Raw genomic sequence first — 3735 nt, forward strand, 5'->3', positions numbered from 1 at the left:
GGAGCACGCGCCGATGGACACACCGCAGGTACTCAAGCGAACGATCGGCGCCTGGACGGTACACGCGATCCAGGCCGGCGCGCTCAAGCTCGACGGCGGCGCGATGTTCGGCGTGGTGCCCAAACCGCTGTGGGAGAAACGGCTTCCCGCCGACGATCGCAATCGCATCCCGATGGGCATGCGCTGTCTGTTAGTCGAGCACGATGTTGGACTCGTGCTGATCGACACCGGCGCCGGCAACAAAGAGAACGCGCGCTTCTACGAGATTTACGGCATCGAGAATCGCGGAACGACGGGACCGACAGCGCTCGAGGATGGCATCCGCGCCGCCGGCCACGCGCCCGAAGACGTGTCCATCGTGATCAACACGCACCTGCATTTCGATCACGCCGGCGGCAACACGTACCGCGACGAGAGCGGAGCCATCCGGCCGTCGATGCCCAACGCGCGCTACGTGGTGCAGCGCGGCGAGCATCACTTCGCGACGCACCTGAACGAGCGGACCGCGGCCAGCTACTTCGCGCACAACTACGAGCCGTTGCGCGCTGCGGGCCGCCTGGACCTGGTGGAAGGCGAACGCGAGATCGTCCCCGGCATCACCGTGCTGCCGACGCCGGGCCACGTCCCGTTTCACCAGTCGGTGCTGCTCCGCTCGAAGGGCGAAACGGCGCTGTATCTGGGCGACCTCGTCCCGACGACGACGCACCTGCCGCTGCCGTGGATAATGGGATACGACGTGGATCCGTTGGTCACGCTCGAGACCAAACGGCGGATCCTGCTGCGAATGGAGGCTGAGGGATGGCTGGCGCTGTTCGAGCACGACGCGTTTCAGGCGTGGGGTCGCGTCGTCCATGATGGTAAGGCGTACGCGCTGGCCACGGATTGACTGGCCGCCTCGACGCGGATAAATTGTGTAGCGACAATCAGGTAAAGCAGAGCGATTGGACCGCTCTCACCCTTCGGCCCTCGTGGGGCAGGTGCACGAGGTGTGCTGTAGGAGTTCAGTGTTCGAGACGACGCCCGGGGTAGGGCGCGTGTCGCGCATCGCGGACTCCCCAGAGGCGTCCGCGATTTTTTTCTCACGCTAGGAGGAACCTCGCCCATACAGGACAGCACGAAACGCGTCCGCGTCAACCGGCAGATCCGCATCAGTCCGCTGCGGGTCATCGCACCCGATGGCTCTCAGTTAGGCATACTGGATTTGGAGACCGCCCTCGCGCAGGCAGAGGCGCAGGGACTCGATCTCGTGGAAGTCGCTCCGTTGGCCCGGCCGCCCGTGGTCCGGATCATGGATTACGGGAAGTTCAAATTCGAGCAGGCCAAGATGGCCCGCCAGGCCAAGAAGAAACAGCACGTGATTCACCTCAAAGAGGTGAAGTATCGTCCGGGCATCGACGACCACGACTTCGATACCAAGACGCGCCACGCGCGGCGATTCCTGGCCGACGGCAACAAAGTGAAAGTGACCATGATGTTCCGCGGCCGGCAGGTCGCGCACCCAGAGTTAGGCAAAGAGGTTCTCGACCGCGTGTCCACCGAGTTGTCGGACATCGGCAAGATCGAAACCGACGCCAAGCTCGAGGGCAAGAACATGACCATGATTCTCGCTCCCAAGTGAGACGGAACGACTACCATGCCGAAGATGAAGACGCACCGGGGTGCGGCGAAGCGCTTCTCGAAGACCGGATCGGGCAAGATCCGGCGCTACAAAGCGTACAAGAGCCACATCCTCACCAAGAAAACGTCCAAGCGGAAGCGCAGACTCCGCCGCGCCGGCCTCATCGCGACGACCGGTGACGCCAAGCGCATCAAGCGCCTCATTCAGGCCTAAGGAGATCCCCCATGCCTCGGGTCAAGTCGAACGTCACGCGGCTCAAGCGCAAGAAGCAGGTGATGGAGCACGCGCGTGGTGCATTCGGCGCGCGCAGCAAGTTGTGGAAGGCGGCGAAGGAAAACGTCGAGCGCGGGTGGAAATACGCGTACCGCGACCGCCGCAACAAGAAGCGCGAGTTCCGCCGCCTCTGGATCATCCGCATCAACGCGGCCGCGCACCAGCACGACATGAGCTATAGCGTGTTCATGGACGGCCTCAAGAAGGCCGGCATCGAGGTGGATCGAAAGATCCTCGCCGACCTCGCCGTGCACGAGCCGGCGGCGTTTACCGTCCTCGCCGAGAAGGCGCGGGCGGCGCGCTCCTAAGGCCTAGCGGCCCGCGGTCCGAGCCGGAGCGACGCGGACTCGCCGCGTCGTTCCCCCGCGTCCGTTGCTCTCGGCGGCGAAGGCCACTGGTCGGCTTTCGCCGCCGCGTTGTTGTCATCCACTCGCGATCACCAATGACGCTCGATGAATTCCTGACGGCAGTGGCGGCGCTCGAGACGACGGCGCAGGCACGCGTGGGCGCCGCCGGCTCGCCGGCCGAGCTCGAGGCCGCGCGCACCGAGCTGCTGGGACGCAAGAGCGGCCGCCTAACGGAACTCATGCGCGCGCTGCCCGGCCTCTCCGCCGAGGCGCGCCGCGACGCCGGCGCCGCCGTCAACCGGCTCAAGGCCGCCCTCGAATCGGCGCTCGAAGAGCGCCGCGCCGCACTCGCCGCGGCCGCACCGGCCGCGCCCGCGCTCGACCGCAGCATGCCCGCACGCCACCAGTGGCGCGGCGCCAAGCATCCGGTCACGCTCGTCGTCGAGGAAATCATCGAGATCTTCCGCGAGCTGTCGTTCACCGTGGCCACCGGCCCGGAAGCGGAACACGACTGGTACAATTTCGGGGCGCTCAATTTTCCGCCGGAGCATCCGGCCATGGACCTGCACGACACCCTCTATCTGAGCAAGAACGCCCTGCTCCGCACGCACACGTCGCCCGTGCAGGTGCGGACGCTGCAGTCGTATCCGCCGCCCATTCGCATTCTCGCGCCGGGCAACGCCTTTCGACGCGACTTCTTCGATGCCTCGCACGCGCCGGTGTTCATGCAGATCGAAGGCATGGCGGTGGACGAAGGCGTGAGCTTCGTCGACCTCAAGGCAACGCTCACCAACTTCGCCGCGCGCTTCTTCGGCGCAACGGCAACGCGTTTCCGGCCCAGCTACTTTCCGTTCACCGAGCCGTCGGCGGAAATGGATGTGCGCTGCACCATCTGCGGCGGATCCGGGTGCGCGTCGTGCAAGGGCACGGGGTGGATGGAGATTCTGGGTTCGGGCATGATCCATCCCGCGGTGCTCGAGTCCGCGGGCGTCGATTCGGAGAAGTTCACGGGGTGGGCGTTCGGCATGGGACCGGGACGCATTGCCGATCTGCGATATGGCATTCCCGACATCCGGTTGCTGTACGACTCGGACGTGCGGTTCCTCGAACAGTTCGCGACATGAACGCGTCACACGCGTGGCTGGAATCGCTCCTCACCGTTCCGCTCTCCGCCGAGCGCATGCGCGAGCTCATCACCGCGCACTGTTGCACGGTGGATGAGATGGTGCGCCTGCGCGACGACCTGACCGGCATCGTGATCGGACGCGTGGTCGAAGCAGCGCGGCACCCCGACTCGGACCACCTCTGGGTGACCAAAGTGGACGCGGGCCGCGACGCGCTGCTCGACGTAGTGTGCGGCGCGCCTAACGTAAAGGCGGGCGGCGTGTATCCCTTCGCGCCCGTGGGGACCACGCTCCCCGGCGGCTTGGTGCTCGAGCGTCGCAAGATTCGCGGGGCCGTCTCCAACGGCATGTTGTGCTCGGCGCGCGAGCTCGC

At 65.8% G+C, this 3735-nt stretch carries 6 protein-coding genes; all 6 read left to right on the forward strand.

Features of this window, described 5'->3' with window-relative positions; all coding sequences use genetic code 11:
- The coding region (locus VFW04_12450) for an MBL fold metallo-hydrolase (GenBank protein ID HEX5180136.1) at window positions 1-886 on the forward strand (886 nt) is incomplete at its 5' end.
- Between the two features lie 216 nt (window positions 887-1102).
- Window positions 1103-1618 (forward strand): translation initiation factor IF-3, encoded by a 516-nt coding sequence (infC, locus tag VFW04_12455; protein ID HEX5180137.1) that lies wholly within the window; start codon window positions 1103-1105, stop codon window positions 1616-1618.
- 15 nt (window positions 1619-1633) lie between these two features.
- A complete protein-coding gene (gene rpmI / locus VFW04_12460; GenBank protein ID HEX5180138.1) occupies window positions 1634-1831 on the forward strand; it encodes a 50S ribosomal protein L35 in 198 nt (65 codons plus the stop codon).
- 11 nt (window positions 1832-1842) lie between these two features.
- Entirely contained in the window at window positions 1843-2199 is a 357-nt protein-coding gene (rplT, locus tag VFW04_12465; GenBank protein HEX5180139.1) for a 50S ribosomal protein L20, read from the forward strand.
- Window positions 2200-2333: 134 nt separating this feature from the next.
- Entirely contained in the window at window positions 2334-3362 is a 1029-nt protein-coding gene (gene pheS / locus VFW04_12470) for a phenylalanine--tRNA ligase subunit alpha (GenBank protein ID HEX5180140.1), read from the forward strand.
- A partial coding sequence (locus tag VFW04_12475) for a hypothetical protein (GenBank protein ID HEX5180141.1) occupies window positions 3359-3735 on the forward strand: 377 nt, incomplete at its 3' end. The genes pheS and VFW04_12475, both read left to right, overlap by 4 nt.

Source organism: Gemmatimonadaceae bacterium, from assembly GCA_036273715.1.
Lineage (GTDB): Bacteria > Gemmatimonadota > Gemmatimonadetes > Gemmatimonadales > Gemmatimonadaceae > JADGGM01.

What these genes read in the sequence shown, in the direction of transcription:
- rpmI (HEX5180138.1), top strand. Translation starts at nt 1,634, where the DNA reads ATGCCGAAGATGAAGACGCACCGGGGTGCGGCGAAGCGCTTCTCGAAG.
- pheS (HEX5180140.1), top strand. Translation starts at nt 2,334, where the DNA reads ATGACGCTCGATGAATTCCTGACGGCAGTGGCGGCGCTCGAGACGACG.
- rplT (HEX5180139.1), top strand. Translation starts at nt 1,843, where the DNA reads ATGCCTCGGGTCAAGTCGAACGTCACGCGGCTCAAGCGCAAGAAGCAG.